The 25930-nt window shown below is 69.2% G+C and carries 28 protein-coding genes and 1 pseudogene; 15 read left to right on the plus strand and 14 right to left on the minus strand.

Annotation, left to right across the window (positions count from 1 at the left end):
• From ACWENQ_RS44515 to ACWENQ_RS44530, 4 genes are all read left to right on the plus strand, one after another.
• The coding region (locus ACWENQ_RS44515) for a hypothetical protein (protein ID WP_449931553.1) at positions 1–224 on the plus strand (224 nt) is incomplete at its 5' end.
• Between the two features lie 107 nt (positions 225–331).
• Positions 332–1273, plus strand: a complete 942-nt coding sequence (locus ACWENQ_RS44520; protein WP_452419595.1) for an RNA polymerase sigma-70 factor — start codon at positions 332–334, stop codon at positions 1271–1273.
• A gap of 218 nt (positions 1274–1491) precedes the next feature.
• Entirely contained in the window at positions 1492–2715 is a 1224-nt protein-coding gene (locus ACWENQ_RS44525; protein WP_449931549.1) for a cytochrome P450, read from the plus strand.
• A 7-nt stretch (positions 2716–2722) separates the two neighbouring features.
• The gene (locus ACWENQ_RS44530) at positions 2723–2920 is read left to right on the plus strand and encodes a ferredoxin (RefSeq protein WP_449931547.1); all 198 of its coding nucleotides are present in this window, start codon (positions 2723–2725) and stop codon (positions 2918–2920) included.
• 327 nt (positions 2921–3247) lie between these two features.
• On the opposite strand, the gene ACWENQ_RS44535 is transcribed toward ACWENQ_RS44530, so the two are convergent.
• From ACWENQ_RS44535 to ACWENQ_RS44565, 7 genes are all read right to left on the minus strand, one after another.
• Positions 3248–4204, minus strand: a complete 957-nt coding sequence (locus ACWENQ_RS44535) for a sigma-70 family RNA polymerase sigma factor (protein WP_449931545.1) — start codon at positions 4202–4204, stop codon at positions 3248–3250.
• A 23-nt stretch (positions 4205–4227) separates the two neighbouring features.
• The gene (locus tag ACWENQ_RS44540; protein WP_449931543.1) at positions 4228–5427 is read right to left on the minus strand and encodes an NAD(P)/FAD-dependent oxidoreductase; all 1200 of its coding nucleotides are present in this window, start codon (positions 5425–5427) and stop codon (positions 4228–4230) included.
• A gap of 182 nt (positions 5428–5609) precedes the next feature.
• Positions 5610–6503, minus strand: a complete 894-nt coding sequence (locus tag ACWENQ_RS44545; protein ID WP_452419596.1) for an alpha/beta hydrolase — start codon at positions 6501–6503, stop codon at positions 5610–5612.
• 18 nt (positions 6504–6521) lie between these two features.
• The gene (locus ACWENQ_RS44550; protein WP_452419597.1) at positions 6522–7754 is read right to left on the minus strand and encodes an MBL fold metallo-hydrolase; all 1233 of its coding nucleotides are present in this window, start codon (positions 7752–7754) and stop codon (positions 6522–6524) included.
• 127 nt (positions 7755–7881) lie between these two features.
• Entirely contained in the window at positions 7882–8712 is an 831-nt protein-coding gene (locus ACWENQ_RS44555) for an NAD(P)H-binding protein (protein ID WP_452419598.1), read from the minus strand.
• Between the two features lie 22 nt (positions 8713–8734).
• Positions 8735–9415: an SDR family oxidoreductase gene (locus ACWENQ_RS44560; RefSeq protein ID WP_452419599.1), complete on the minus strand. Its 681-nt coding sequence runs from the start codon at positions 9413–9415 to the stop codon at positions 8735–8737.
• A complete protein-coding gene (locus ACWENQ_RS44565) occupies positions 9412–9867 on the minus strand; it encodes a nuclear transport factor 2 family protein (protein WP_452419600.1) in 456 nt (151 codons plus the stop codon). Before ACWENQ_RS44565 ends, ACWENQ_RS44560 begins: the two co-directional genes overlap by 4 nt.
• An 82-nt stretch (positions 9868–9949) precedes the next feature.
• Here ACWENQ_RS44565 and ACWENQ_RS44570 point away from each other — a divergent pair, with 82 nt between their 5' ends.
• Positions 9950–10828 (plus strand): LysR family transcriptional regulator, encoded by an 879-nt coding sequence (locus tag ACWENQ_RS44570; RefSeq protein WP_452419601.1) that lies wholly within the window; start codon positions 9950–9952, stop codon positions 10826–10828.
• A gap of 114 nt (positions 10829–10942) precedes the next feature.
• Here ACWENQ_RS44570 and ACWENQ_RS44575 read toward each other — a convergent pair whose 3' ends face one another.
• A complete protein-coding gene (locus ACWENQ_RS44575) occupies positions 10943–11254 on the minus strand; it encodes a hypothetical protein (RefSeq protein WP_452419602.1) in 312 nt (103 codons plus the stop codon).
• A gap of 456 nt (positions 11255–11710) precedes the next feature.
• Here ACWENQ_RS44575 and ACWENQ_RS44580 point away from each other — a divergent pair, with 456 nt between their 5' ends.
• Positions 11711–12880, plus strand: a complete 1170-nt coding sequence (locus tag ACWENQ_RS44580; protein WP_452419603.1) for a DUF6236 family protein — start codon at positions 11711–11713, stop codon at positions 12878–12880.
• A 256-nt stretch (positions 12881–13136) separates the two neighbouring features.
• On the opposite strand, the pseudogene ACWENQ_RS44585 reads toward ACWENQ_RS44580, so the two are convergent.
• Positions 13137–13744, minus strand: a pseudogene (locus tag ACWENQ_RS44585) (Tn3 family transposase); the annotation flags it as partial.
• Between the two features lie 38 nt (positions 13745–13782).
• On the opposite strand from ACWENQ_RS44585, the gene ACWENQ_RS44590 reads away from it, so the two are divergent.
• Positions 13783–13992, plus strand: coding sequence for a hypothetical protein (locus ACWENQ_RS44590; protein WP_452419604.1), 210 nt, complete (start codon positions 13783–13785; stop codon positions 13990–13992).
• 147 nt (positions 13993–14139) lie between these two features.
• Positions 14140–14532, plus strand: coding sequence for a hypothetical protein (locus ACWENQ_RS44595; protein ID WP_452419605.1), 393 nt, complete (start codon positions 14140–14142; stop codon positions 14530–14532).
• An 18-nt stretch (positions 14533–14550) separates the two neighbouring features.
• On the opposite strand, the gene ACWENQ_RS44600 is transcribed toward ACWENQ_RS44595, so the two are convergent.
• Positions 14551–15237, minus strand: a complete 687-nt coding sequence (locus tag ACWENQ_RS44600; protein ID WP_452419606.1) for a GNAT family N-acetyltransferase — start codon at positions 15235–15237, stop codon at positions 14551–14553.
• Positions 15238–15458: 221 nt separating this feature from the next.
• On the opposite strand from ACWENQ_RS44600, the gene ACWENQ_RS44605 reads away from it, so the two are divergent.
• From ACWENQ_RS44605 to ACWENQ_RS44625, 5 genes are all read left to right on the plus strand, one after another.
• The gene (locus ACWENQ_RS44605) at positions 15459–15728 is read left to right on the plus strand and encodes a helicase associated domain-containing protein (protein ID WP_452419607.1); all 270 of its coding nucleotides are present in this window, start codon (positions 15459–15461) and stop codon (positions 15726–15728) included.
• A 114-nt stretch (positions 15729–15842) separates the two neighbouring features.
• Positions 15843–16769, plus strand: coding sequence for a UTP--glucose-1-phosphate uridylyltransferase (locus ACWENQ_RS44610; RefSeq protein ID WP_452419608.1), 927 nt, complete (start codon positions 15843–15845; stop codon positions 16767–16769).
• A gap of 58 nt (positions 16770–16827) precedes the next feature.
• Positions 16828–17133 (plus strand): hypothetical protein, encoded by a 306-nt coding sequence (locus tag ACWENQ_RS44615; protein WP_452419609.1) that lies wholly within the window; start codon positions 16828–16830, stop codon positions 17131–17133.
• 67 nt (positions 17134–17200) lie between these two features.
• On the plus strand, positions 17201–17686 hold the full coding sequence (locus ACWENQ_RS44620) for a glycosyltransferase (protein WP_452419610.1): 486 nt from the start codon (positions 17201–17203) through the stop codon (positions 17684–17686).
• A 324-nt stretch (positions 17687–18010) separates the two neighbouring features.
• Positions 18011–19243 (plus strand): MFS transporter, encoded by a 1233-nt coding sequence (locus ACWENQ_RS44625; protein ID WP_452419611.1) that lies wholly within the window; start codon positions 18011–18013, stop codon positions 19241–19243.
• 355 nt (positions 19244–19598) lie between these two features.
• Here the strand turns inward: ACWENQ_RS44625 and ACWENQ_RS44630 are convergent, their stop codons facing one another.
• Positions 19599–20186 carry a tyrosine-type recombinase/integrase gene (locus tag ACWENQ_RS44630; protein WP_452419612.1) on the minus strand — a complete coding sequence of 196 codons (588 nt, stop codon included), beginning with the start codon at positions 20184–20186 and terminating at the stop codon, positions 19599–19601.
• A 301-nt stretch (positions 20187–20487) separates the two neighbouring features.
• Positions 20488–21870: a pyridoxal phosphate-dependent decarboxylase family protein gene (locus ACWENQ_RS44635; protein ID WP_449931499.1), complete on the minus strand. Its 1383-nt coding sequence runs from the start codon at positions 21868–21870 to the stop codon at positions 20488–20490.
• A gap of 310 nt (positions 21871–22180) precedes the next feature.
• On the opposite strand from ACWENQ_RS44635, the gene ACWENQ_RS44640 reads away from it, so the two are divergent.
• Positions 22181–22561 (plus strand): hypothetical protein, encoded by a 381-nt coding sequence (locus ACWENQ_RS44640; protein ID WP_449931497.1) that lies wholly within the window; start codon positions 22181–22183, stop codon positions 22559–22561.
• A 185-nt stretch (positions 22562–22746) separates the two neighbouring features.
• Here the strand turns inward: ACWENQ_RS44640 and ACWENQ_RS44645 are convergent, their stop codons facing one another.
• Both ACWENQ_RS44645 and ACWENQ_RS44650 read right to left on the minus strand, forming a co-directional pair.
• A complete protein-coding gene (locus tag ACWENQ_RS44645) occupies positions 22747–24174 on the minus strand; it encodes a S41 family peptidase (RefSeq protein WP_452419613.1) in 1428 nt (475 codons plus the stop codon).
• Between the two features lie 152 nt (positions 24175–24326).
• Positions 24327–24500 carry a hypothetical protein gene (locus ACWENQ_RS44650; RefSeq protein WP_449931493.1) on the minus strand — a complete coding sequence of 58 codons (174 nt, stop codon included), beginning with the start codon at positions 24498–24500 and terminating at the stop codon, positions 24327–24329.
• Between the two features lie 233 nt (positions 24501–24733).
• On the opposite strand from ACWENQ_RS44650, the gene ACWENQ_RS44655 reads away from it, so the two are divergent.
• Positions 24734–25816 carry a helix-turn-helix domain-containing protein gene (locus ACWENQ_RS44655; RefSeq protein ID WP_452419614.1) on the plus strand — a complete coding sequence of 361 codons (1083 nt, stop codon included), beginning with the start codon at positions 24734–24736 and terminating at the stop codon, positions 25814–25816.
• Positions 25817–25930 lie beyond the last annotated feature (114 nt).

Genomic DNA, 25930 nt, shown 5'->3' on the forward strand with positions numbered 1-25930 from the left:
GCCACCTGGTCGCCACGCGACAGGGCGGCCTCGACGAAGTCGCGGCCGAGGCCGCGGGACGAACCGGTGACGAACCAGACCTTGCTCATGATGTCTTTCCGTTCTTTCTGCGGTGGCGGTCACGCGACGGGGTCAAGGCAATCACTCGTGACGTCGTGGTGCCGCGTGGATCGTCCGCGCGGCGTCCCGACGACCATGAGGCACCGGCGACCCGACCTTTGTGACAGCGCGGTCATGTGACGTCCGTCACCGATCACGGGTGTCACAAAGCGGTCATGGGCGGCGTCTCGTGAATGGACCACAGTCGAGAGCGAACAGGCAGGAGCCGCCTATGAACGAGCGCAGCGGGCCAACGACGGGCACAGTCGAACCGCCCGCCGGCGGCGGCCCGATGGCTCGCGCCACCGAGGTGTTCGTCGCCCACCGCAACCTGCTGTTCACCGTCGCCTACGAGATGCTCGGCTCGGCGGCCGACGCGGAGGACGTCCTGCAGGAGACCTGGCTGCGGTGGATGAAGGTCGACCTGAGGCAGGTGCGTGACCAGCGCGCCTACCTGGTCCGGATCACGACCCGGCGCTCGCTCGACCGGCTGCGTGCCATGAGCCGCCGTAAGGAGGACTACGTCGGCTCCTGGCTGCCGGAGCCGCTGCTCACCACACCGGACGTGGCCGAGGACGTCGAGCTCGCCGCAAGCGTGTCGATGGCCCTCATGATCGTGCTGGAGACGCTGTCGCCGACCGAGCGTGCCGTCTTCGTGCTGCGCGAGGCCTTCGGCATCAGTCACGACGAGATCGCGGCCGCCGTCGGCAAGAGCCCCGTGGCCGTCCGGCAGATCGCACTTCGCGCCCGCCGGCACGTCGATGCCCGCCGCCCTCGCGAGGAGGTCGCCCCCCACCAAGCCCGGGCGGTGTTGGAGTCGTTTCAGGCCGCACTCGAGACCAAGGACCTGCAGAGCCTCCTCGACGTGCTCGCCCCGCAGGTCGTTCTGATCAGCGACGGCGGCGGCGTCAAGCGGGCCGCGCCGCGGCCGATCACCGGAGCCGGCAAGGTGGCCCGCTTCATCGTCGGCGGCCTCGGCAAGGCCCAGGTCGCGCTCACCACTGACCACACGGTGGTCAACGGCAACCCCGCACTCATCCTCCGCGTGAACGGCGAGATCGACGGCGTCATAGCAGTCCGGGTCGAGCACGCCCGCATCACCGGCCTCTACTACGTCCGCAACCCGCAGAAGCTGACCCGCGTTGAATCCGAGACCCCACTCACGCTGACGTAATCCTTCAGCCGCCGCATGATCACGATTGCGCGACCGTGGGGAGCTCCCCGAGCGAAGACATCTGCTCATCGTCAGAAGCGCGTACTGGTCACACCGTAAAGCACGCAAACGCTCTCTTCGAGGAGCGGACATGGCCCATGACGGCCGTGCGATCCCGCTGCCCAGGTCGCCGGCAAGCAGCACAAATCTCGGCCGGATCCATTACCAGGAGGTCATTCATGACGAAGAACGTCGCCGACGAACTCGCCGGTCTGCAACTGCCGGTCGAGCGGGGCTGCCCCTTCGCTCCGCCCGCCGCCTACGAGCGACTGCGCGAGCAGGCGCCGATCAGCAAGGTCCGCCTGACCAGCGGCGGCGAGGCGTGGTGGGTGTCCGGGCATGAGGAGGCCCGTGCCGTCCTCACCGACGGCCGCTTGTCCTCCGACAAGCGCAAGGACGGCTTCCCGCTCTTCACCCTCGATGCGGCGACCCTGCAGCAGCTCCGCAGCCAGCCGCCGTTGATGCTCGGCATGGACGGCGCGGAACACTCCGCGGCCCGCCGGCCGGTGATCGGCGAGTTCACCGTGAGGCGGCTGGCCGCGCTGCGCCCGCGGATCCAGGACATCGTCGACCACTTCATCGACGACATGCTCGCCGCCGACCAGCGGCCGGTCGACCTGGTGCGGGCGCTGTCCCTGCCGGTGCCGTCCCTGGTGATCTGCGAACTGCTCGGCGTCCCCTACACCGACCACGACTTCTTCCAAAGCCGCACCACCATGTTGGTGCGCAGGACCTCGCTGGAAGACCGCCAGCGAGCCTTGGCCGAACTGCGCGCCTACCTCGACGACCTGGTCACCCGCAAGGAGTCCGAACCCGCCGACGACCTGTTCGGCCGACAGATCGCCAGGCAACGCCAGGAGGGCACCCTCGACCACGCGGGCCTGGTGAGCCTGGCCTTCCTGCTGCTGACCGCCGGACACGAGACCACGGCGAACATGATCTCGCTCGGCGTGGTCGGGCTGCTCTCCCATCCGGAGCAACTGGCCCTGGTCAAGGCCGACTCGGGCAGGACGCCCATGGCCGTGGAGGAACTGCTGCGCTACTTCACCATCGCCGACGGGGTCACCTCCCGCGTGGCCACCGAAGACGTGGAGATCGGCGGGGTGAGCATCAAGGCCGGCGAGGGCGTCATCGTCTCGGCCCTGTCGGCCAACTGGGACCCGGTGGCGTTCAAGGATCCGGCCGAACTGGATGTCGAGCGCGGGGCCCGCCACCACCTCGCCTTCGGATTCGGCCCGCACCAGTGCCTCGGCCAGAACCTGGCCCGGATGGAGCTGCAGATCGTTTTCGACACGCTGTTCCGCCGCATCCCCACCCTGCGGCTCGCCGCACCGGTCGAGGACCTGCCGTTCAAGACCGACGCCGTCATCTACGGCGTTCACGAACTCCCGGTCACCTGGTGAGCAGGACATGATGTGGATCAAAGCGGACACTGGCCTCTGCGTCGGCTCCGGCCAGTGCGTCCTGACCGAGCCGGCCGTCTTCGACCAGGACGACGACGGCATCGTGGCGCTGCTGACCGATCACCCCGACGACCGGAGCGCCGCGCAGGCGCGCCACGCCGTCACCCTGTGCCCGTCCCGAGCCCTGTCCATCCTGCAGGAGTAGGCGCTACCCGGGTGGACTACACGTCCGTGCCAAGGCCTTGCCTTCAGTTCGTCCGAACTGGAGGCAGGACGAACCGGGCCGCTGCCGACCGCGCGGATCAGTGAGCCGTAGCCGGTCGTGCCCCCGCTCAGCTCGGCCTTGCGCCCGGCCGCGTCGATCCGGGTCACGTTGTCGATCACCAGCCGTACGCCCTCGGCCAGGATCTCGCGGTGGTCGACGACCGCGTCGTGGGATCCGCCCACCAGGTGGTGGAGGCGCAGACGCGGGAGGAAGGCCCGGCGCGGGTTCGCAGCGCGGGTGCTGCGCCTGGCCGCGGTCGGCGCCGGGTCACCACTGGGAGATGAGCGGCGTGTCCGGTTCGTGCTGCCGCCAGGCTTGGGTGAGGCGGGCGAGGCGGGTGGCGGCGGCGATGCCGCGCACGGTTGCGATCTTGCCGTCGGTGATGTCGAACGTCACGGCGCCGACGACGTGGTCGCCGAGCACGAAGAGGATGGCGGGGGCGCCGTTGACGAGCGCGTAGTGGATGGCGGGCGTGCCGCCGGCCAGTCGCCGTTTCGCGGGTGTGGGTTTGAAGCCGGCCCGTGCGATGGCGGCGATGCGCTGCGGAGTGTCGTACCGCAGCAGCGTCTCGGTCAGGCCGGCGCCGTCGGAGATCGCGGTCGCGTCGTCGGTGAGCAGCGCCGCCAGCCGTTCGGTGCGGCCCGAGGAGGCAGCGGCGAGGAATTCCTCGACGATCCTGCGGGCGGATGCCAGGTCGACTTCGCCGCCGCCGCCGCGGCGCGCGGCGGTGATGCGGCGCCGGGCCCGGTGGAGGTGCTGCTGGCTTGCGGACTCGGTGATGTCGAGGATCTCGGCGATCTCGGCGTGGCTGTAGGAGAACGCTTCGCGCAGGAGGTAGACGGCCCGCTCGACGGGTGACAGGCGCTCCATGAGAGTCAGGACGGCCAGGGAGACCGATTCGCGCTGCTCGAACGTGTCGGCAGGGCCGAGCATCGGGTCGCCGTCGAGGAGCGGTTCGGGCAGCCAGGCGCCGACGGTGCGTTCGCGGCGGGCTTGTGCCGAGCGGAGCCGGTCGAGGCACAGGTTGGTGACGACCTTGGTCAGCCATGCTTCCGGCACCTTGATCCGCTGCCGGTCGGCGGCCTGCCAGTGCAGGAACGCATCCTGCACGGCGTCTTCGGCGTCGGCGGCGGAGCCCAGCAGCCGGTACGCCAGCGAGGCCAGCCGGTTCCGGCTGGCCTCGAACCGACTGGTGTCGAAGCGATCAGTGGCGGTGCTGTCCACGCGGACCAACCCTAGTCAGGCGGCTACGCGAGCGCCTTCTCGGCGGACGCGTCCGGCGCGGCGGCCAGGCGGCGCCTGCGCTTGGGCAGGCCGAAGGTCGGGTGCGAGATGCCCCACAGCGAGATCTTGAGGATGCCCGTCTTGATCCGCGCGGCCTTCCGGCCGCCCACATACGTCGGCTTCGCTTGCGCTTCGTCGTCGACCATCTGCAGGATCCCGTCCCGCCGCCCGAGGCTGATGTGGTTGCCCGGGTAGACCAGCTTGGTGTTGGCAATCTCGCGGCCGGTCAGGCGTCCCACGATCGCGTCCGTGGCCTGCCGGCCGGTGTAGCCGGCGGTAGCGCAGGACATCGGCAGCGGCCGGCCGTTGTCGCCGATGGCGTAGGCGCTGTCGCCGGCGGCGTAGACGTTCGGGTGCGAGACCGACCGCATGGTGCGATCGACGACGATCCGACCGTTCTCGGTGACCTCCAGCCCGCCGGCGGCGGCGATGGGGTTGACCGCGAACCCGACCGTCCACACGGTTGCGTCGGACGCCAGGGCGGTGCCGTCGGCGCACAGCACCCGCGTCGCTTCGACGGCTTCGACGCTGGTGTGCTCCAGGACGGTGATGCCCAGCCGGTCGCAGGCCTCGCGCAGGTGGCTGCGGGCCCCGGCGGAGAGCCGCGCGCCCAGCTCGCCGCGGGCGACCAGCGCCACCGACAGGCCGGGCCGGGATTCGGCGATCTCGGTGGCGGTCTCGATGCCGGTCAACCCGTCGCCGACGACCAGCACGCTCCCGCCTTCGCCCCGCCTGCCCAGGCTGTCCAGGCGCTCGCGCAGGCGCAGCGCCGAGGGCCGGCCGGTGACGTCGAAGGCGTGCTCGGCCACGCCGGGGAAGCCGCGGTCGGCGACGTGGCTGCCGAGCGCGTAGAAAAGCGTGTCGTAGGCGAGCTCGCCGCCGCCGTCGGCGTCGGCCACGGCGACGACCTGGCGCTCGGGGGCGACGGCGGTGACACGGGCCAGGCGCAGCCGTATCCCCGTGCCCGCGAAGACGTCGGCGAGCTTGCGAGCCTCGATCTCCTGGCCGGCAGCGAGCTGGTGCAGCCGCAGCCGCTCGACGAAGTCCGGCTCAGCGTTGACCACGGTGATCTCGGTGTCCGCCGGCGACAGCCGGCGGGCCAGGTTCCCGGCCACGTAGGCCCCGGCATAGCCGGCGCCGAGGACGACGATGCGGTGCTTCATGCGTTGCTCCTGTCGGTTCGCTTGCTCCCGGTGACTTGAGCGGAACGGCGCCCCGATTGCTGACAGGAACTGCCTGTGGCATGGGTCACAGAGCGGCAGGAGCGCCGCCCGACGATGCTCGCGACGCCGAGGCGGCGCAGACACAGGCCGAGCTGAACGAGCCGGCAAGGCCGAGCAGCCGGCTATTCGCGGGGCAGCGTGCGGGCGAAGTGGGCCGCTGCGGCGTCCACTGCCCTCGTGACCTGCGGTTCCTGGTCATAGAAGGCGAACTGGTCGCCCTCGGTCCAGACGAACTCCTTGGGCCCGGCCAGCGCGGCGTGGAAGCGCCGCGCCCCGTCCGGGATGGCGGCGTCCTCGCTGTGGACGAGCAGGACGGGCTGGGTGAGGCGGGAGGCAAGGGAGATCGAGTCGTAGCCGAGCCAGTCCCGCCATGCCATCACCGCGAAGCGGTTGGGCCACTGCGGCAGGCCGCCGCGGTCGGGGTTGAGGTAGAAGTCGATGTCGAACGGCATGGCCGCGCGAGGGTCGGAGCCGCTGACGACCGGCACGTACTCGACCTCGCCGGTCGCCTCGTACTTCGCGCGTGCCTGTGCGGCCTCGGCGAGCCTGCCCGCGACGCCTTCCTCACCGCCGTACACCTCCCGGCAGATCTCGGGGTCGTGCAGCCAGGGCGCGACGAGCGCCAGCGACCGGATGCGCGGATCGTCGACGGCGTTCCCGCTCATGTACATCGCGGCCGCGCAGACGCCGAGGGCGCCCAGACGGGCGGCGTTCACCGCAGGATGTTCGGCGAGGAAGGTGACCGCGTGGTTGATGTCGCCGACCTTCCGTTCCGGCATCTCGTAGTCGCGAGGCTCGCCCTCGGATTCGCCATAGCCGGTGAAGTCGAAGGACAGGGCGGCGAACCCGCGGTCGGCGAGCCGTTCGGCGTACCGGTCGGCCATCAGCTCCTTGACGCTCGTCCAGGTGCCCGCCACCACGATGCCCGGCGCCGGGCCGGCGCCGCCGGGCAGAAACAGGTTCCCGGTCAGCGCCACGTCGCCGGCGGAGAACTTCACCTTCTGCACAGTGGTCATGAACGTCTGCTCCTTCGGTCAGTTCGCATAGGTCAGTTCGGCTCTGGTGATGGACGAGCCGTCGACGGTGAAGGCGTAGTAGGCGTCGAAGCCTCCCTGGCCGCCGGGGGCGAAGCGCACCAGGAGGCGCTGGTGACCGGGCCGGTTCTCGGCGACTTGGATGACGGTCAGGCTGCCGCCGATGACCTCGGCCCTGGCCCAGTCGCGGATCGCGCCGCGACCCTTGAAACGCCGCCCGACGTCAATGAGCTCCGCGTCGGCGGCGAACGCTCCCGCCAGCGCGTCGAGGTTGCGGTCGTTGACCGCGGTGACGTAGGTGTTCACCGGCGCGAGCAGCCCGCCCGCCCCTTCCTGGGGGGTGTCCGCGCAGGCGGCGGGCGTCTTCGCGGGGTCCTCGGCGGTCAGCTCCCGCGCGACGGCCTTGATGTTCTCCTGCACGATGGTCGGAAGGTCCGCGACCGGTGGATGGCCGGGGTAGGCGCGGTCCAGCTCGGCGGTGATCGACTTCTGCTCGCCGGGGGCGACCGTCCTGCCCTCGGGCGAGTCAGGGGCGACGGCCGGCCGGACCAGCCCGCGGAACACCTGGAGATACCGGCGCTGCTCGTCGATCAATGCGCGGGCCGGGCCTGCGGCACCGTGCCCCGGGTACATCGTCCTGGCCCCGGAGAAGCGCCCACCGAGCTGATCGAGGATCTGGAGCCAGCCACAGCTGGTGCCCTCGATCAGCGCGGGCGTGACCTTACCGGTCGCCAGGTCACCGGAGAAGAGGTCGCCGGTGTCGGGACGGTAGTAGACGTTCGCGGTGTCGGACTCGCCGTGGGCGAACGTGGCGGTCTCGAAGCGGAGGCCGCCGGCCTGCAACGGTGCGCCGTCCTCGAAGGTCCGGTCGGCGTAGGTGATCCTGGCGGGGAAGTCCGCGTTCGCCGAACGGGCCAGCGGGTAGAAGCCCCGACTGTCCTCCCGCATCGTCTTGTCGGTCGCCTTGGACGCGTAGATGGGCGCTTGGGGGAACGCCTCGTGGAAAGCGCCCGCCCCGCCCACATGGTCGGGATGGGAGTGGGTGAGCAGGATGGCGGCGACCGGCTCGCCGGTCTTCTTGATCTCCGCCACCGCTTTCCTGGCATCGGTCGGCGTGCGCAGGGTGTCGATGATGACCAGGCCCTCCGGTGCCTGGATCCAGTAGGTGTTGACCGAACCCGGGTTGGACGAGGCGAAGCGTCCCGGCTCCACCTTTCGCGTGGGCTGCGCCACGGGCTTGTCGTCGTTCGAACAGCCCGCCACCGACGCGATCGCGCATGCGGCGGCGGAGCTTGCGGCGAGAAGGCGCCGCAATCTCTGGTTCATCTGGAGCTTTCGTGGAGTCGGGATGCTAGGGGGTTCAGCGGAAGTCGTCCGCGTGGGCCTGTGCCCACTGCTCGAAGGTGCGGGGCTCGCGGCCGGTGACCTCGCGGACGGTCGGGCGGACGATCGACTCGTCGAGCGAGCCGTTCACGTAGAAGTCGAAGAACGCGTCCACGTACTCGACGGGCATGGTGGCGAGCAGGTCGGTGCGCGCCTCCTCGTTCGTCAGGCCCACGAACTCCAGATCGCGGCCGAGGGCCCTGGCCAGCACGGCGACCTGGTCGGCGGGCCGCATCGCGACCGGACCGGTCGGCCGGAGGATCTCGCCCCGGTACTCGTCCGACAGCAGCGCGCGGGCGGCGACGGCCCCGATGTCGTGCGGGTCGACGCTCGCCGTGCGGACGTCAGGGAACGGGACCCGCACCCGATCGCCGGACCGGAGCTGCGGCAGCCAGCGCAGGGCATTGGACATGAACGCGCTCGGCCGCAGGAACGTCCACGGCAGCCCGGACTCCCGCACGGCGGCCTCGGACGCGGCCATGAAACGGGTCACCGCGTTGGTCATGTCGCCGCTCCCGGCCGAGCCGCCGGACAGCAGCACGACCTGTTCCACTCCCGCACGCCGGGCCTCGGCCACCAGGCCCGGCATGTCCTCGTACCCGGGGAGCAGGAACACCGCGCGGGCCCCGCGCAGCGCTCCGGTCATGCTCTCCGGCCGGTTGAGGTCGCCCGTCACCGCCTCGACGCCGTCCGGCAGCGGTACGGTGTCCGGCTTCCGCACCAGCGCCCGGACGGGTTCACCGGCTGCGGCCAGGGCCCGGACCACTTCGGAGCCGACGTTGCCTGTCGCGCCCGTCACCAAGATCATTTCATTGTCCTTCACAGGGTGTCTACCAGGGGAGGGGACGGCCGTCGCGGAAGAACCCGCCGGTCGGGCCGTTGTCGGGCAGCGTGGCCGCCCAGACGACGCCGGCCGCGCCCTCGGAGACGGGACGGCCGCCCGGTCCTCCCATGTCCGTCGCGACCCAGCCAGGGCAGATCGCGTTCACGAGGACGCCGTCACCGCGAAGCTCCGCCGCCAGCATGCGGGTCAGGGCGTTGAGGGCCACCTTGGTGGTGCCGTACGCCGGGGTGCCGCCGCCCATGTTGGTCAGCGAGGCCGCCTCGCTGGACACGTTGACGATCCGGGGATGCGCGCTCTCGCGCAGGAGCGGCAGCAGCTCCTGGATCAGCCGCCAGGGACCGTACAGGTTCGTCTCGGCGGCCTCGCGGACGACGTCCAGGTCGGCGGACGCGCCGCCCTGCCAGGTGTCGTAGGTGATGGCGGCATTGTTGACCAGAGCGTCCAGCCGCCCGTACCGCTCGGCGACGGCGGCCGCCGCCCCCGCGATGTCCTCCTCGGAGGTGACGTCGAGCCGTAGCGGGACGACGTCACCTCCGAGTTCTGTCGCTGCGGTCTCGGCCGCCTCCGGCGATCGGGCGGTGAGGAGGACGGTGTGGCCGAGTGCCGCCAGCTGGTGGCAGACCTCCCGGCCGATCCCCCGGTTGCCGCCGGTCACGAGGGCGATCATCTGTTCCCCGCCGCCAGGGACATGAGGTTCCGGTTGCCGTCGGCCCAGGTGGCGGTCATCACCACAGCGCCGATCTTCCACACGCCGTCCGACCGGACCAGGTCGAAGCGGTAGGTGCCGCCCAGCGTCCACAGCGACGAGCCGAACGGATCGGTGAGGCGGTGCGTGGCCTGGAACGACGCCGTGCACAGCGCGGTGTCGCCGTCGACGGCTACCAGGTGGTTCGTGATCAGGTGCTGCGTGGCGTCGAACGCGCCGAGCAGGCCCGACCATGCCTCGACGATCTGCGCCGGCGTCAGCACGGCAGGCTCGCCGCCGTTCAGGCTGGTGTAGTCCAGCGTCACCGAGTCCGCGAACACCTCGCCCAGGCGGTCCCATTCGCGCTGGTCGGCGTGCCATGCCATGCGGGTACAGGTCTCGATGATCGCCAGGCGATCCTCCGTGGTACTCATGCCGCAATCGTGGCGTTGACCTTTCCCGCACGTCCAATATCTGCTGTAATAGCCGACGGTTATGGATGCTCATCTGCGTGACATGAGGTATTTCGTGGCCGTGGCGGAGGAGCTCAGCTTCACCCGCGCGGCCGAGCGCCTGTTCATCTCGCAGCCGGCGCTCAGCAAGCAGATACGCCAGCTCGAAGAGCTGATGCGGGTGAGGCTGTTCGACCGCGATCGGCGCACGGTACGGCTCACCGCACCGGGCGAGGCGCTGCTGCCGGCCGCCCGCGAGCTGCTCCGCCAGTGGGACGAGGCTCAGCGGGCCGTCGGTGACGTCGCTGCCGCCGAAGCCTCACGGCTGACCGTGGGCATGTCGACCAGTGTCGGACGCGGCCTCCTGGGAACGCTGCGGGAACGGTTCACCGCCCGCCGTCCGGGCTGCGACCTGCGGATGCGCCAGGTCAACTGGACCGACCCCACGGCGGGCCTGGCCGAGGGCGAGGTCGACGTGGCGTTCGTCTGGCTGCCGTTCCCCGGTCAGGACGATCTCAACGTCCGGGTCGTGGCCCGAGAGCCGCGCTGGGTGGCGTTCCGGGACGACCACTGGCTCGCCGAACGGGACGAGGTCGACTTCGCCGAGCTCCTGGACGAAGAGTTCCTGGCGCTCCCCGAAAGCGCCGGCCCGCTCCGCGACCACTGGCTCGCGACCGACGAGCGCGGCGGGCGGCCACCGGTCGTCTGCACGACCGTGACGAACGCCGAGGAGACCTTCGCGGCGCTTGAGAGCGGCGACACCATCGTCCTGCTCGCCGCCGGCAACGCCGAGATCTACCGGCGGCCGGGGATCATGACCATCCCGGTCACGGGTCTGTCCCCGAGCGCGCTCGCCCTCGCGTGGCGGCCCGGCGATCACCGCAGCACCATCCGCGACCTGGTCGAGGCCCTGTCGCCCGCCCCGCAGCGCCTCCAGACGTGATCCCCCGTACACCCCTGGTGGTCGTGACACGGGTGCCGCCCCCTGCCCGCATTATTCGATAGATCCGCTTTCCTGGCCGCTTGTACAGTGACGCCAGGCGTCAGGGGAAGGGGATCATGCGCGTGCACTGTCGGTCTTCTCGGTCGCCACGGCGGGGCGGCGCCCGCCCTTGCTGCCCTTGGCCTCGGCGGCGCGCAATCCGTCGTAGGTCAGCTCGCGCTGGAGTTCGCCGGCGGCGAGGGTCTGCACCATGAACTTCACGGTGGACAGCAACTCCCCGGTGCGCGGGTGGCGGGCGGTGAGGTCCATCGCGGAGAACGCGCCGTCGTGGATGCGCAGCGCCACCTGGTCGCGGTGAAGGACGTCGAGCACGTCGAGGATGTGCCCGGTGCCGCGTACGAGGCGGAACATCTCGGAGATGTGCACGGTGTCGCCCGGTGAGCAGTTCGCGGAACTTCGGGCGCTGAAGGAAGTGGAGGCGGCTGGAGGTTCCCGGGTCCTCCTCGAAGACGATCGGGTCCTCGATCCCGACCTCGTCCAGGACGAGGTTCTGCCGGGCGGTGGACTGCTGGTCGGTCGAGACCCGCTTGGAGACCAGGTTCGCCACCGAGGGCCCCTTCCGTACGGAGGATCGGACCCTATCTGTCATCAAACCCTGTCAGAAATCGCCATCGGATCTGATTGGTTTCGCGGCGCCGTGAACCCCCGGATTGCACGGGTTCATTGGACGCGTCGCTCGCCTGTCGTCAAACGATTCGTTTGACGACAGGTGTAGCGAGATCGGCTCGTACAGGCCCGCGTGCCTGCCAGTATGAGTGTCTACCGACTGCAACAGCCAAGGGAGTCGTCCACGTACCGCCGCTCGCCGTTAGGAGACTGATCATGTCCGGCTTAGCTCTCTACTACCCAGATGTGTTCGTTCAGGACGAGACATGGCTGAAGGCTGCTGCCCTTTACTGGCCCAAGATCGCGCGCTTGAGAACCCTGGACTACCCCGATCTTGACTCACCGACTGGCAGAGCGCTGCAGGACGAGTTGAACTTCTTCGTCGACATAGATCCCGAGCTCTACGGCCGGGACGTCGCGGAGGACTTCATCCGTTGGTTGCGGAGCTCGGATGATCCGGAGCGTTGGGCAGAGGAGGCGCGCGTATCGCGGGAGAGTTTCGACGAAGACCTGTTGACTCGCCCATCCGTGCAGGTCCCCGGTATGCCACTCACCTTTCCTTACCGATGGGTCGAATCGGAGGTCAGCGGTGATGTCGGGCTCCCGTTCTGGGTCCTGGAACGGGGCCTCGCGGTGATAGCCAGAGACAGAGTCGGACGGTCTTGGGTGCGGTTGGAACGACGCCTCGCGCAGGTGTACATCGCTGCGCTCGCACGCAACGTTGCCGAAGCCAACGGCATGGCGATGGTCACGGATCAGTCCGGCCTTCCCGGACTCCCCCATGGGTGGGGGAGCGAACCGGCCGTGTATGACTACACCGGCATGAACCCGGAGGCGATGTACGCGGTAGTGGCGCTTCGCTCGGTGCTGCCGCGTGGTTTGGAGGACATCCCGGTCCAGCGCATTGTGCAGGCCCGCCGGATGCTGGCGGACGAATTCGATGCCTTCCGGCAGCGTGTCACCGAGCTAGGAGATTCATTCGCCGAGATGGCAGCGAGCCAGGACCCGGCCGTTCTGCGCGCTCGTGTGGAAATGGCGGCAGACCGAGACATCCGCACCATACTCGGAGACCTTGAGCAGGGCCTGCGCTCGCAGCGCCTCGAACCCATTCGGGCAATCTTCTCCCTCCAAACACCGGAGGTGCCGATCGTGCTGTCCGTCCTGGGCACGACGTTTGCGGGCCACGGGACTTTGTCCGAGACCGCTCTCGGCGCCAGTGCGATCGCGGCGTGTTTCGTGAGTGCGGGCTCACGTGTGGCAGCCAGCGCTGCTGCTGCTCGCCGATCGCCTGCGGGGTATCTCCTGGGACTGCGCGAGGAACTCGATCCGCAGGGTCTGATCGACCGGATTCGGAGGAACAGGCGTCATGTCCGCCGCAGGGGTTAGGGGCGGTGGGTCATGCCGAGTCAGGCGCTGGCCGATTAGCTACCAAGAGCTGCTGCAGATCCTGTCCACGGTGGTAGTCGAGCAGATCTGACTCAGCCGCGCCAACGCCGGCAACGTTCCCGGGGCAGCAGCCATCGCGGAGAGGGGCCGCGTCTTCGCCGCCCGGTTGCGGGCCGAGATCGAGGGCTCCGCGTAGCCGTCGTACAGCATGCTCACGCATCGCCATCGTCGTTCTCTCGTCCAGCTCCACCGCGTCCGGGTCGCGCAGCGGGCGCAGGGCGCCGGCGGCCGGGGTGGAGGCGGTGAAGCTGTAGCGGCCGAGCATGTTCAGGTTGCGGTGCTTGAGCGGGGAGAGCCGGGCGACATCCTCGTCGCGGAGCTCGTGGCCCTCGGCCTGGAGCTGGGCGACGGCGGCGTCGATGTACCGGGTCGTCCAGAGCACGATGGCGTTGAGGACCAGGCCGAGTGCGCCGAGCTGGTCCTCCATGCCGTCGCGGTATGCCTGGTTACCAGGGAGCCTGCGGCCTTCAGCATGTCCGGCCAGTGCGTGATCACCTTGTTCAGGCTCATGCGGTTGCGGGCCAGGTCCTCCACCACGCCGTACGTGCCCGTCTCGACGCCGGGCATCGTGGCCCGCCAGAACCGCTGGTCGTCCAGGTCGCGGAACCGCGGGCTGAAGTTGTAGCCGAGGATCTTGAACAGGCCGAACACCATGTCGGAGTACGAGGCGTTGCCGGTCGCCACCGTCTCCGGCTTCACCCCGCCGTCCAGGTTCAGCAGCGCGTCCAGGATGTGCAGGGAGTCGCGCGGGGTGCCGGGGACGACCATCTGCCCGATGCCCGCGACCTGGTCGTTTACTGCGTTGAGACACCGGGCACGAGTTCAGCACCAGCCTGCTCCGGATGGTGCTGGCGTTCCCTCCGGTCGATCTGCTCGCCGACGCGCTGGAGGACGGCTGGGACGCTCCCAGCGTGCGGACGCAACTGCTGGACGCCGTCGCCCGCCAGTTGATCCAGCGGCCCTGGCCGACCAACACCGATGAGCGACTTCAGGTCCTGTCTAAGATGATCGCCGCCGACCGGCGCTTCCCGGACTACGAACAGAGCGCCTGAGGAAAGTGTTTCGACAGAAACATGGAGCCACCCGGACGGCGACGAGCGGTTGCACGCGAAGCTCGACTACACCCTGGCGGGCACCCTGCCGGTCGACAACTGACCGCCCAGACCACGCCGGACAGCCCACCGCACCCAGGGAGAGAGATGACCGAGTTCCGTCGCGTGAAGGCCTCTGGCGGCCGCGACGACGAAACCCCGGCGCCGGACGTGCGCTGCCCGGTGTGCGGCACGGCGATCGGACAGCCGCGCACCGGCCGCCCGGCCCGCTACTGCGGAACCCCGTGCCGCCAGGCCGCCCACCGCGCCCGCCGCCGCACTACCGAGGCCGCCTCACACGCCGCATGGTTGCGCGGCCACCTGGCCGCCGACCTTGCCCGTGCCTGCGAGCTCGGCGCCGAGCTGGCCGCTGCGCTCGACACCCCCCGGCCACCGCTGGCCCCGCCGCCGGCCGTGCTGGCGACGACGGCCAGGCCGTGCCCGAGAACGAGCCGCCGACCGGGTGGGAAGCAGGGCTCGGCGAGCTGGCCAGCCGCCTGAGCAGGCTGGCCACCGCCATCAGCGGCAGCGCCCGCGAGCACCAGGCCGTCGCTGTTGCCCAGGAGGAGAGGCCCACCAGGTCGAGGGTGTCGCGGCGGTGTAGCCCAGCGACTCATACAGCGGCCTGCCCAGTCTGGATGCGGTGAGGGTGAGCGGTAGATCCGCGAGGTGGGCCAGGGAGGCGAGCATGACGGCCCGCCCCACGCCACGCGAGCGCAACGCCGGTGATGTAGCGACCCAGTAATGGCTGCCGACGCCGTCGTCCACGACGCTGACGCACGCTCCCGCGGCCACGCCGTCGTGAGATACGACGAACACCTCCACGCCCGGCTGCTCGATCAGCGTCATCGGAAACAGCTCGCCGGGGCGGTAGGGCTCGAATCCGGTCAGCTCGAAACCCTCGATCACGACCCGCTCGGCCGCCTGGAGGTCCTCGGGCCGCCGTACCCGGATCACCTCGAGCACCGGTTCGCCGGCGGGCCCGGGCGGGCGCAGCATGACCGGCATCTGCCAGCTGCGCATGCCCAGGTGGCTCAGGTCGGTCGAGCTGAACGGGTCCTCGGCGTTCACCGGGCCCACGGCCCGGCGGGCCAGCTCGCTCAACTCGGCCAGTTCGCCCAGGTCGAGGTCGGGCTCCTGGATCAAGATCCGCAGACCTGCACGCTCGTCGCCGTCGACCGCGACGAAACCGCGGCGCCGGATCACCTCATGCCCCCGACATCGTCCGGTCGCGCTCCAAAAAGCGGCTGAGTTGCGGGCCTGACGCATCGGCGCCTCGGCCAAGGGCAAGGAGGTGAGCTGGTCAGTCGGGGTGGATCCCATCGTCATTGCGCCGAGGGTAGTGCGCACGATTGACCCATCACACGGGCCAATTTCACACGAGCTGACTGGGCCATCTTTGGGGCGGGCCAGGCTCAACTCCCGACGTGTCGAGAAGCGCCACTCTGCCCGAGTGGAAGATCGTCGCCCTCGACCAGCTCGGCTTGGTGTGGGATCCCAGGCTGGCGCGCTGGGAGCGAGGACTGGCTGCGGCCCGACGATTCCGTGAGGAGCACGGCCACCTGTCGGTGACGGACCACTACATCGATGCCACGGGCTACCGCCTCGGCGACTTCATAGCCCATCAGCGAGCAAAGCGCCGAGGTTCTAAGCAGGGCGGCCTCATTGAAGCAGAGATCGCCGCCTTGTGCCGCTGAGCGGCCGGGCAGGCCGCAAGATCGAACAAAGCCCAGCCGGGCGACGGCGCGTTGGTAGCGTCGGAGCGTGCCGCGCCGGCCGGCGCGGCCTGCCGCCCGACTGAAGGAGTCCCGATGCCGTCGACGATCCGCAAGGCCGTGATCCCCGCCGCCGGACTCGGTTCCCGGCTCCTGCCGCTGACCAAGGCCATCCCCAAGGAGATGCTGCCGGTCGGCGACAAGCCGGTGATCGAGCACACCGTGCGCGAACTCGTGGCCTCTGGCATCACCGACATCACCATCGTCGTCTCCGGCGGAAAGGCGCTGATCCAAGACCACTTCCGGCCCAACCCCGCGCTGGTGACGCAGCTGCGCGCCGACGGCAAGAGCGCCTACGCCGACGCAGTGGAGGAGGTCGCCGAACTTTCCCGGCAAGGGCACATCACCTACCTCGACCAGCACGGCCCGTACGGCAACGGCACCCCCGTCCTGAACGCCGCCCACGGCCTCGGCGACGAGCCCATGCTCGTGCTGTGGCCCGACGACGTGTTCGTGGCCGAGGTGCCCCGCGCCCAGCAGCTGATCCACGCCTATGAGCAGACCGGCTGCCCCGTACTGGCCCTGATGCCCATCGACCCGCAAGATTCCGACCGCTACGGCGTCCCGGTGGTCAAGGAGCACCTGGACGACGGCCTCCTGCGAATCACCGGCTTGGTCGAGAAACCGTCGCCCGCCGACGCCCCATCAGCCTTCGCCGCCATCGGCGGCTACGTCGTCACCCCCGCCATCATCGACGAGCTGCGCAAGCAGACCGCCCGCTGGTACGAGCACCGCACCGGCGAGGTCTACCTGACCGACGCCATCAACGCCTACGCCGGCAGCAACCTCGTGTACGGGCAGGTCATCGCCGGCCGCTGGTACGACACCGGCAACCCGGCCGACTACCTCATCGCCCAGTTCGCCTCAGCACTGGCCAACCCCGACTACGGGCCGCTGCTGCGCCAGCTCTTCCACGACCTCGGCGACACCGAACGGCCCAACTCCTCCAACATCACCATCTGATCCGCCGCTGCCTGGGGCCGACCTGCCCGGCCAGCGGCTCGCCCCAGGGAGCATCAGCATGCCTACGCCCACCCGCCTGTTCGAGCCCATCATCGACCAGCACGACACCTGGCTCGTGGTCAACCCCGTCCAGGGCTGTCCCAAGGGCTGCACCTACTGCTACCTGAAAGACCTCAACCTCACCCGCGCCAAGCCGACCGTGCTGGCCACCCCTGCCGAGACCCTCGACCAGCTCCTGGGCAGCCCGTACTACCACCCCGAGCTCGTGCTGGCCCTCTATACCTGCACCGACGCCCTGGCCACGCCCGTCACCCACGCCCACCTGATGGGCCTGCTCGATGTAGGCATGGAAGGCTGCGTTTGATCAGCTGATCACTCTCTCCACAACGAAACGCCCCCACGGCCCGGACTTCGACCCCTACGTTGAGGAGTTGACGCGCGAGGTCGGTGCGCTCATCGAGAAGACCCAGCCGAATGCCATTCACGCCCAGCACCTTGGGTTCGCTCTCAGCCTGGCCTTCACCCGAGCCGCCGGCAACGTCCCGATCATCGCCATCGCCCACGGCCGCGACGTGATGGCGGCCGAGCGCAGCGAGCGGGACCGCGAGCTGCTGCACGAGGTCGTCGCCGCGAGCGCCTCGGTCGTAGCGCCGACCGCCGCCCTCGCCGGCCGGATCGACCAGCTCACCGGAAGGCGGTGCGGCGACCGAATCGCCGTCATCCCGTGGGGCATCCCCCTGGGCGACGTCCGGCGCCCACGGCCTCCCCGTCGCCTCCAGGCGATGTCCACGACGACGACATCGGCGGCTGAGACGTGTGGCGTGCCGTGGCGATCGCCGTCACCGCTCACCATGCGGCTTGCGCCAGGTCATGATCTCGGTTGCCGGAAGACGCTCCGCAAAGCGGTTATCGGGTGATGTTTGCTGCAGGACCGTGCGCAGGTCCCGCTCGAAGTCCTCCAGCTTGTCGCCGAACAGGTGCGGGGCGGAGTCGGATCGGGAGAAAACCCACGCCACGATGTCGTCCGCTGTACGGTCGACCACTTCCCCGGCCGGCCCGGTCCCGGCAGATGATCTCAACTTCGGGGTGGCCTTCCAGCCAGGCGGCCAGCGTGGCGCTTTCGCGGTCCTCCAGCAGATCGATGACGGTGTTGCTGTCCAGGTCGACCAGCACGGTGCTGTACATCTGGCCGCGGCGTCGGGCGGATTTCGCAGAGCGCCAGCACCCCTAGGGTAGATCAGATGACCCCCGCCTTCCGTCGTTACGTCACCGCCGACGGCTTCAGCCAGTTCGGCACCCATGTCACGCGCGTGGCCCTCCCGCTGGTCGCGCTGCTGGTGCTGGACGCGGGCCCGTTAGAGCTGGGCCTGCTCAGCGCGGCCGGGATGATCGGTTTCCTCCTCTTCGGGCTGCCCGCCGGTGTGTGGGTGGACCGGTTGCGCAGGAAGCCCATCTTGGTGACGGCCGACGTGCTGCGCGCGGTCGCCCTGGTCTCCATCCCGATCGCCGCGCTGTTCGAGGCGCTCACGCTGGCGCAGCTCTACGCGGTCGCCGTGATCGTCAGCATCGGCACGGCCTTCTTCGACGTCGCCCATATGAGCTTCCTGCCCTCCATCGTGACCAAGGAGCAGCTGCCCAAGGGCATGGGGGCCCTGGAGTCCGTGCGCAGCCTCTCCGTGCTCTTCGGCCCGGGGCTCGGCGGCTGGCTCGTGCAGGTGCTCACGGCGCCCATCGCCATCGTGGTCGACGCGGTCAGCTACCTGATCTCCGCCACCCTGCTGGCGACCGTCAAGGCCGAGGAGACCCCCTCCGGGGGGCGCGTGAGCCTGATGGAGGGCCTGCGCTACGTGTTCGGCCACCGCATCCTGCGCCTGATCGGCCTCGTCGGCGCCATGAACATGTTCATCAGCGGCATCTGGGCCATCGTCCAGCCGTTGTACCTGGTCGACGAGTTGGGCGTGAGCGCGACGGCCTACGGCCTGATGATCTCGGGCGCGGGGGCCGGCGGCCTGCTCGGCGCGCTCCTCGCGCCACGTGTGATCGCCCGCTTCGGTCACGGCCCCACGATGTACGGCGCAGCCGTCCTCATGCTGCCGCTCAACGTGCTCGTCGCCTTCACAGGACCAGGCTGGCGGCTCGCCCTGTTCCCGATCGGCATGGCGCTCATGTTCCTGGTCGGGGTCATGTACAACGTCGCCCAGGGCAGCTACCGCCAGGCGATCTGCCCTGAAGCCCTGCGCGGCAGGATGAACGCCAGCCTCCGCTTCCTCATGTGGGGCTCGCTGCCGCTCGGCGGTGTCGTCGGCGGGCTGCTGGGCGAGGCGGTCACCGTTCACCAGCTCCTGTGGATCGCCTGCCTCGGCTCCGCGGCGGCCCACCTACCCTTCGTGCTGGCTCCCGCCGTACGAAAGCTCAAGATCACGGACGACGGCGGCCGTGTGGACGCCGACGCCAAGCAGGACAGCCGCGCGTAGGTCGTCGGGGGTGTCGACGTCGCTTCCAGACGGTCTTCCACTTCCACCTTCACGTCATCCCGCGCTATGCGGGGTGCCGGTAAGAAATGTGTCATGAGCCCCAAACGGCGTTGATCTTGCTGTGACTTGCCTGGTCGGCTGGGTGGTCATGAAATACCCCCCGATGCACATCGATGAGCTGGTCGAGCACTGGACGATCCTGGACGAAGAGCGCGACCTGATCGCCGGAAAGCGTGACGCCACGCGAATCGGCTTCGCGATCTTGCTGAAGTTCTACAGGGGGGCAGACCAAGTAAGCCGGAAAGGGCTAATAGGGCTGGTCAGAGGCGATTGCCGAGGGCCTCGGTCCTGCTGATCAGAGGTCTTCGACGTAGCTGGCGGCGATGTCGTCGGGTGGGTTGGTGTACAGGCGCAGGTAGCGGTCGTTGGCGTGACCGAGGCGGCGTTCGAGTTCGGCGCGGTTGTGGCCTGAGGTTTGCGACAGTCCGAAGGCGAAGGTGTGGCGGGCGTCGTGCGGGCGTAGGGTGCCGAACTTACGGTCAGGATCGGCCATCTGGGCGTCGTGCAGACGGCCGATCTCGCTGACGATGGTGTTGCTTGACCGCGGGGACATGCGGCCGTCGGGGTGGCGGGCGGCGACGGAGGCCGCGGAGAGGAACAGCGCGGTCGGGGCGGTGCTGGCGGCGGCATCGCCTGGCCGTTCGAGCTGCAGGTAGTCGGCCAGCGCCTGGCGGGCGTCGCGGCCGAGGAACACGGTGCGGCTGGTACGGCCCTTGCCGCGTACATCGGTCAGGCGGGCATTCTTGGCCTGGCGCAGTCGGTCGGGGTGGATCGGCTCCAGTTGGTCCAGGTCCAAGCCGACCAGCTCGGCGCGGCGCAGGCCGGTGCCGAACAGCAGGTAGATGATGGCGCGGTCGCGGACCGGGCGGGCATGGGCGTGCACCCGGGGGCTGGTACCGCGGTGGCGGCGGCCCTTGAGCTCGTGGAAGGTCTCGATCCGATCGACGACGTTCTTGATGGTGCGGACCTGAGCGGCGGACAGGGAGCGTACCTGCGGGGCGGGCAGCGGCAGCGCGGTGACCTTCTTGGTCGGGTCGCCGTGGCGCAGCAGATGCCGGATCGCTGGGAGAGCAGGAAGGCGTGACCCTCAGCACCCGGTCGTGGCCTCCGGGATTTCGTCGCCGACCAGGGTGGCCATCACCGCGCGGTCAGTCCTGCCGGACATCCCCCAGGTTCGATGGCTTTCACGCCATGCGCGCCACCGCTTGCACGATCTCGTCCACGTCGGCACGCGTCGCGTGCGGGTTCAGCAAGGTGAGCTTCAGATGGACCCGGCCGGCCAGCTCAGTCCGTCCCACCAGGGCTATGCCTTCCCGCAGCAGCTTCCGCCGCAACTCGGCGTTCGCGTGGTCCGTGCCCTGGACACGAAAGACGACGGTGGTCAGCACGGGAGGCGCGATGAGTTCCAGTTTGGGATGTGAGCCGATACGTTCGGCCGCGTAGTGGGCGAGATCATGACAGTGGTCCACCATGGCGCCGAGGCCGCCACGGCCAAGCGCCCGCAGTGTTACCAGCATCTTGACGCAGTCCGGTCGTCTGGTGGTGCGCATCGAGGAGCCGAGCAGCCCCACATAGCCCGCGTCCTCGTCGTCTTCCGGGTTGAGGTAGGCGGCCCGCCGCTCAAGGGAGACAAGCGCCGCTCTCTCCCGAACCAGGAAGACCCCCGCCGCGGCCGGCACCCAGCCGAGCTTGTGCATGTCGATGGAGATCGAGTCCGCGGCGTCCAGCCCATCCAGCAACGGAGCTAGCCGGTCAGAGCACAGCGCCATGCCACCGTAGGCCGCATCCACGTGGATCCACGCGCCGTGGCGCCGGGCGAGGGCGGTCACCTGGCGGAGTGGGTCGATGCTGCCGAAGTCCGTGGTTCCTGCGGTGGCGACCACGGCGACAGGGATCCCGCCCTCCGCCTCGCACCGGTTGAGCTCGCTTTCCAGGCTGCGGACGCTCATCCGCTGCCGGGCGTCGACGGCGACCGGCCGTACCGCGCTCTCCCCAAGCCCGAGCAGGGCCGCGGCTCGCTGAACTGAAAAGTGCGCCAGCTCAGAGCAGAAGATCCGGGCGTCGCGCGCGGCGCTCACCGCCCCGTGCGAGCGGCCCAGCGCCTGGTCACGGGCGAGCATGAGCCCCATGAGGTTGGACTCGCTGCCGCCGGTGGTCACCGTCCCCGACGCCCGCCCGTCGTAACCGGCCAGCTCCGCCAGCGCGCCGATGAGCTCCCGTTCCAGAGTGACGGCGGCCGGCGCCTGATCCCAGGAGTCCAGCGAGGGATTGAGCATCGACACCGCCCAGTCGGCGGCGACGGCCACGGGGAGCGGAGGGCAGTGCAGGTGGGCGGCGCACCGGGGATCCGCAGGGTCGGCAGCGCCGTACGCGAGAATGCGGATGATCATATCCAGCGCCTCCGACGCACCCGTGCCGACCTGGGGCAGCGGCTCCCCGAGCGTCTGCTTTACCCACCGCGCCAGTCCATCAGGCTCACCGGCGGGAACCGGGCCGCCGCGTTCGGCAGTGCCCTTCGCCAGGGCCTCCAGCACGTGGCCGATGAGAATCCGCATCGAGTCAGTCATCTTTTAACGGTGAGCCATAAACGCGGCCACGAGGATGGCGGACCGAACGAAGAACTCTTTTCAGATTGTCGCATCGGCCAACACCTGGGCCTGCTGGGCGGGGCCGTGAACATCCTCCTGGAGGCCATCCCTAGGCTGTCGGCCGCGAAGAGCCCGCTGGCACAAGTCGCGGGAGCCGGCATCCTCGACGTCCACGACCTGCACTATCACCTCCGGCTCCCTGTCATGTCCGCTCATGTCGTGTTGGTGGCGGCCCCGGCCGACGGCGCCTTCGGCCCAACTTCTGCGGTGTCGCCTTCCACCCTTGGCGATGGCCGATGGCATCGAAGAACCGCGACTTCGGTATCGGCCACCGGCGCTCAATCCTTGGCCAAGATCGCAGACGAGCCGCGGAACAGGGCAGGAGCTCGCCGCCGGCCTTTACCTCATCGATGGCGGTCCGCGGATCGGACGTCAGGGCGGTGACGAGGGCCTGGCCGCCGCCCAGGCCCGCAGACAGCGCCTGGGTCGGCCGCCGACGATGACCGACGAGCAGATCCGGCACGCCCGCGACCTGCGCACCCGGCCGGCGAACACCTTGTCCTCCATCGCCCGGCTGCTCGGGCCTGATGGCTTCTCCCGAACGGGCCCAGGCTTTGAAATCCTTGCGCCCGACGAGCGAGGTCTCCCGCCGGCAGACGGCAACTGGTAGCGGCTTCGGCTCGAGGAGGAGGGTGAGGTCGCCTCACCCTCCTCTCACACCACCGGACATGCGGGCCTGCATCCGGCGGTTCGTCAAGCCGTGGTTCTGAGCCTGCGCCATGTGTTCTGAAGACCCGGCAAGCCCCCATTCCCCGTCTTATGGCCGGGTATGCCCAAGCGGTCAAGCCTTGTCGCCTACCGGCCCGGTGGGGCGGTCAGCGGCCCGGTGTCTGTGAGCCGGGCGCGGGCCTCCTCCATGGCCGAGTCGCGCCCGCCGCCGAGCTCTTCGTCGGTGAAGACCGGCGTGCGGATGTGGGGCGGGAGGCCGGCGCCTTCGAAGGTCCGCCCGGCGGGGGTGCGGTAGTCCTCGTTGGACAGCCCGAACTGCCAGCCGTTGGGCAGCCGCCGGCCCAGGATGTCGGAGAAGGCGCCCTGTGTCTCGCCGCCGATCCTGATCGGCTCGGGCTTGCGGTCCATGAGCGCCATGGTGAAGGTCTCGCCGGCGCTGACGGTCATGTCGCTGGTCAGAACGGCGACGGGACCGTCGTAGATCGGGGCGCGGGCCGGCCGGACCGTGACCGTCTTCGGCGGGGTGAAGCGGTCCGGGTCGCCGGGGTGGTTGCGGGCCCGTTTCGTGTAGGCGGTGTAGGAGCGGTGGGTCAGACGGGAGGCGATCCGCAGCCCGAGATCGTCATATCCGCCCGTGTTATAGCGCACGTCGATGATGAGCCCGCGCAGGTCGCGTGTGCGCGACCGGGTGAACACGGCGTCAAGCGCCCGATCCAGCTCGGCCCGCTCTTCGGCCAGCGTGCCCTTCTCGCCGGCGTACCCGCCGAAGCCCGTGACCCGCAGATAGCCTAGCCCGCCGGGCAGGTCGGCGTAGCCCAGCTCCCCGTGCCCCCAGGTGCGCATCGGGACACCCAGGTACGCGGCCATGGCCTTGTCGATCCTGGGCCTCAGGTCATCGCCCACTGGCAACCGCGTGCCGGGGCGCCTGCCGATGAAGAAGTGCCGCTCGTCCCAGCCGAGACTGGTGTGGGCGTCTCCGAGCGGTTTGATCATGTCGCTCAGGATCTTGAACAGGCGCTCGTCGCTGGTGCGGGAGTTCACCTTCGGCCGGTAACGGTCTCGTGCCGCCCGCCAGTCGACCTCTTTGGCCGCGAAACTCAGGTAGTTCTCGTCGAAGGTCTTCCAGAAGACGTCGAAGGACGTCACGGGGTCCTTGGGCGTGGGGCGTGAGCAGCGCGGGGGCAGCGCGCGCAGCCGCATCAGGCCCTTGTCCGCCACATCGCCCACGTAGCGGGCTCGCGCGCGATCGCTGCCCTCGGCCCAGACGGTCAGCGCGGCCACGCTGCCGCCGCCGAATGTCACCGCCCCGTCGCGGGCCGTCCCGAGCTGCTTCATAGGGTCTCCGGTCGGCAGGCAGCTGATCTCCGTGATCTGGTACATCCGCAGGCGCCCGCCCTCGATCGACAGGACCATGCCGTAGCCGTCCGTCTTCCAGGCGCCGTCCAGCGCTCCGGGCGAGGCGGCGCCGGCGGGCCCCGCGAACGCCGTGGTGACCGTGGCCGCCAGCACGGCAGCCGCCGTCAGCGCCGCCGCCGTTCTCCTTGTGATCTTCATGGCCACGACGCTATTGACGGTGACGGCGCCAGGCATCGCCCTGTGGTGCGGTCTCGACCTCATGCCGAGGGCGTAGCCCGCCCGCTGAAAACAAGACTTTGTGGATACTCGATCTAAGACGTTCGTATAGGGAAGCCGTCTCGCAGGGATGCTCATCCAACGAGCGAATCCGCACGTTCAGCCAGGACGCTGTGAAGGCGGCGGTCGGAGGAACACGCCGTGGGCAACGCGGTCAGCTCGGCCTGCTGCACCAGCATGAGCCGGAGGCGGCCATCGGGGCCACCTCCGAGGAGCACGTCATGTCCGGCGGCGTCGTCGATGACCACGAACGCGTGCTTTGACGCTTCAGCCATGGCGGCCGTCTACACCGGCTGTGATCCCAGTTAGAAACTGACAATCGACGTGGGAGGCCGGCGTGGTGCGCGCTGTCACTAGCGCAGCCGCGCTCCGCGAGGCCCAGACCGTTTCGCTGATCACACCGCCGAGCCGGAGATTGCCGATGTGCGATAAGACCCCGACCCCGGCCGACAGAAGCAGATCTAAGATCGAACTGTTATGCGTGAACGACTCAGACGACCTTCGGCACGAACCAGAAGAGGGGGAGATGGTGGCGGTCACTTCTGTGCTCAGCCTCGATGGAGTGCCGGTCAGGGAACGATTCGACTTTTGGTGGCAGGCCGTGGCGCAGTCGGTGGTGTCAGTGGACGCCGCCAGTGACCAAGCGGAGAATTACTGGGCCGAAATGCACATGCTCGATCTGGGGATGGCTCAGCTATCTCGGGTGCGATGTGTTTCTTTCGGCGCACGCCGCGGCATTGATCACATCCGCCGCTCCGACGTCGGCCTTTACCAGCTCTCACTGACCTTGAGCGGCCGGTCAGGGATAGAGCAAGGAGGCCGCGAGGCTGCTCTCGCGCCGGCAGACTTCGTTCTGTACGACACCTCGCGCGCCTTCCGGGCTTGGACAGTCGGCGACGCTCCGAAGTGCGACAGCTCATGTGGGATCCCCGCAAATGTGGCCGACGGGATCATTCTTCGGTTTCCGCACGAGGCTCTGCCGCTCCAGAACTCCATGGTCGCCCCCCTCCTAGGTGTGCGACTCCGCGGGGACGATGGCTTCGGTGCGTTACTCAGTGGGATCCTCCGCCAGGCGATCGGACAGTCCACGTGGTCCCCCAGTGACCTCTTGCGGCTGACCACAATCGTGCTGGACCTGGTCAGCGCCTTACTGGCGCATCACATCGACGAGGACGTGACCGCGTACCAGAACGATCCTCAGCGCGTACTGTTCCTACGCATCAAGACCTTCATCGAGGAGAACTTGGCAGACCCGGAGCTGTCGCCCTCGACTATCGCAGCCGCCCACCACATTTCCCTTCGCCACCTGCACAAGATCTTCCAGAACGCGGACCTCACGGTCGCGGGCTGGATCCGCGAACGCCGACTCGAACGCTGCCGCCGCGGGCTCACCGACCCCATGATGGACCGCCTTAGCATCGGCGCCATCGCGGCTCGCTGGGGCTTCCCCAGCCATGCCCATTTCACCCGGATCTTCCACCACACCTACGGCACATCGCCGAGCAGGTACAGAGCCCTCCATCGCGGTCATGGCAACGCGGCGCATCAGCGGGACATGCGCTGACAGGCAAACGTGGTGCGTGGACGGGCAAATGCCGGGATGCCGACGCGCGGTAAATATCTATACGACCGCTCTCCGCGCGACTCACGAAAGGGCACCGGCTGACCGCGATGTGGC

It is taken from the genome of Nonomuraea sp. NPDC004354, from assembly GCF_053602555.1.

What these genes read in the sequence shown, in the direction of transcription:
- ACWENQ_RS44520 (WP_452419595.1), top strand. Translation starts at nt 332, where the DNA reads ATGAACGAGCGCAGCGGGCCAACGACGGGCACAGTCGAACCGCCCGCC.
- ACWENQ_RS44525 (WP_449931549.1), top strand. Translation starts at nt 1,492, where the DNA reads ATGACGAAGAACGTCGCCGACGAACTCGCCGGTCTGCAACTGCCGGTC.
- ACWENQ_RS44530 (WP_449931547.1), top strand. Translation starts at nt 2,723, where the DNA reads ATGATGTGGATCAAAGCGGACACTGGCCTCTGCGTCGGCTCCGGCCAG.
- ACWENQ_RS44540 (WP_449931543.1), bottom strand. Translation starts at nt 5,427, where the DNA reads ATGAAGCACCGCATCGTCGTCCTCGGCGCCGGCTATGCCGGGGCCTAC.
- ACWENQ_RS44545 (WP_452419596.1), bottom strand. Translation starts at nt 6,503, where the DNA reads ATGACCACTGTGCAGAAGGTGAAGTTCTCCGCCGGCGACGTGGCGCTG.
- ACWENQ_RS44555 (WP_452419598.1), bottom strand. Translation starts at nt 8,712, where the DNA reads ATGATCTTGGTGACGGGCGCGACAGGCAACGTCGGCTCCGAAGTGGTC.
- ACWENQ_RS44560 (WP_452419599.1), bottom strand. Translation starts at nt 9,415, where the DNA reads ATGATCGCCCTCGTGACCGGCGGCAACCGGGGGATCGGCCGGGAGGTC.
- ACWENQ_RS44565 (WP_452419600.1), bottom strand. Translation starts at nt 9,867, where the DNA reads ATGAGTACCACGGAGGATCGCCTGGCGATCATCGAGACCTGTACCCGC.
- ACWENQ_RS44570 (WP_452419601.1), top strand. Translation starts at nt 9,950, where the DNA reads ATGAGGTATTTCGTGGCCGTGGCGGAGGAGCTCAGCTTCACCCGCGCG.
- ACWENQ_RS44580 (WP_452419603.1), top strand. Translation starts at nt 11,711, where the DNA reads ATGTCCGGCTTAGCTCTCTACTACCCAGATGTGTTCGTTCAGGACGAG.
- ACWENQ_RS44590 (WP_452419604.1), top strand. Translation starts at nt 13,783, where the DNA reads ATGGTGCTGGCGTTCCCTCCGGTCGATCTGCTCGCCGACGCGCTGGAG.
- ACWENQ_RS44595 (WP_452419605.1), top strand. Translation starts at nt 14,140, where the DNA reads ATGACCGAGTTCCGTCGCGTGAAGGCCTCTGGCGGCCGCGACGACGAA.
- ACWENQ_RS44610 (WP_452419608.1), top strand. Translation starts at nt 15,843, where the DNA reads ATGCCGTCGACGATCCGCAAGGCCGTGATCCCCGCCGCCGGACTCGGT.
- ACWENQ_RS44615 (WP_452419609.1), top strand. Translation starts at nt 16,828, where the DNA reads ATGCCTACGCCCACCCGCCTGTTCGAGCCCATCATCGACCAGCACGAC.
- ACWENQ_RS44625 (WP_452419611.1), top strand. Translation starts at nt 18,011, where the DNA reads ATGACCCCCGCCTTCCGTCGTTACGTCACCGCCGACGGCTTCAGCCAG.
- ACWENQ_RS44635 (WP_449931499.1), bottom strand. Translation starts at nt 21,870, where the DNA reads ATGACTGACTCGATGCGGATTCTCATCGGCCACGTGCTGGAGGCCCTG.
- ACWENQ_RS44640 (WP_449931497.1), top strand. Translation starts at nt 22,181, where the DNA reads ATGGCCGATGGCATCGAAGAACCGCGACTTCGGTATCGGCCACCGGCG.
- ACWENQ_RS44645 (WP_452419613.1), bottom strand. Translation starts at nt 24,174, where the DNA reads ATGAAGATCACAAGGAGAACGGCGGCGGCGCTGACGGCGGCTGCCGTG.